This window comes from Vibrio sp. Vb0937, assembly GCF_033338855.1.
On record NZ_JAWOTK010000378.1, the window covers coordinates 1 to 1,111 of the forward strand.

At 43.7% G+C, this 1,111-nt stretch carries 2 protein-coding genes; both read right to left on the reverse strand.

What is annotated here, in order from left to right; translation table 11 throughout:
* A partial coding sequence (locus tag R7P67_RS25850) for a LysR family transcriptional regulator (RefSeq protein WP_318086456.1) occupies positions 1–220 on the reverse strand: 220 nt, incomplete at its 3' end.
* A 114-nt stretch (positions 221–334) separates the two neighbouring features.
* The coding region (locus R7P67_RS25855) for a hypothetical protein (RefSeq protein WP_318086457.1) at positions 335–1,111 on the reverse strand (777 nt) is incomplete at its 5' end.

Sequence of the window (1,111 nt, forward strand, 5' to 3'; positions counted from 1 at the left end):
GCATAATGTTGCTGGCTTTGTCTAAAACTTCACGACCAAGTGGCGTGACGAGCACTTTTTTATTGTCCCGTTCAAAAATCTTAATGCCTAGCTGACGCTCCAGTTCACTGACGCCTGTACTCAACGTTGATTGGCGAACATGACACAAATCTGCTGCTTTACGAAAATGCAGCGTTTTTGAGACAGCCAAGGCATAAGATAATTGTTTTATCGATAGCATAGCGTTTATCCATCCGTTGAGTCTTCTCGCCGTTCAAACTTCTCGTTCTAATGATCAAGCTTAGAAGATGGCTTTTTGTTATTCGAATTTCCCTAACGTTGTACCTGCCTTTATTTACCATCCTTTCGCTCGGCATTGCCGTTCGATTCTGAGCGCGACTTGCTGTACTTGGTGATCAAGATAATCGGTCGACCTCACCATTTGTCGCATGTCTTCAACAAAATGAGCGGGGCGAATCATCCGCAAAGTGTTTTCGTTTTTGCAAATAAAGTCGACACGCGGAATGCCAAGTTCATCCTCGTATTCAATGATGTAAGTGGCGGCGGTTTGGTGATTAAGTTGTGTGTTGAGCTCGAACATCCAATTGAGATATTGCTCTTCAATCCAACTTGAATAGTGTTGCTGGAAATAGTTTTTAAGTGATTGATAGTTAGCACTATTGAAATGGTGATATGTATTTCGTACTGCCGATTGCGGCTCACTTATCGTTGGTATGTACAGTTCTATGGGTAATTGATAGGGGTAGCGATCGTGGCTCCAATCTTCGATCACCGATTTAACGTGATTCAAAATGTAGTGCAGGGCACTGAACAATCTCGCATAAACGAGGCGAGACCCGTAGAACAGGCGTAAATGTTCACCATTGTATTGATTGATGTAATTGAGCGGAATTTTATAATTCACGCTCAAGTCGTCTTCATTAGTTGCAGTGACCGGATCATTACTTTGCAACAACCAGTGTTGGTGCTTGCGCCAAAAGGCAATGTCGGCCGATAGCATGTCCGGCCAAGCGGTGATCGGGAGGTGCGAACGATTGGAGTCACTAAAAGATATGAGGTCGTTACCCTCACCGTGCAGTTTTTGTAAATCGCTATTGAGCTGATAAATCGT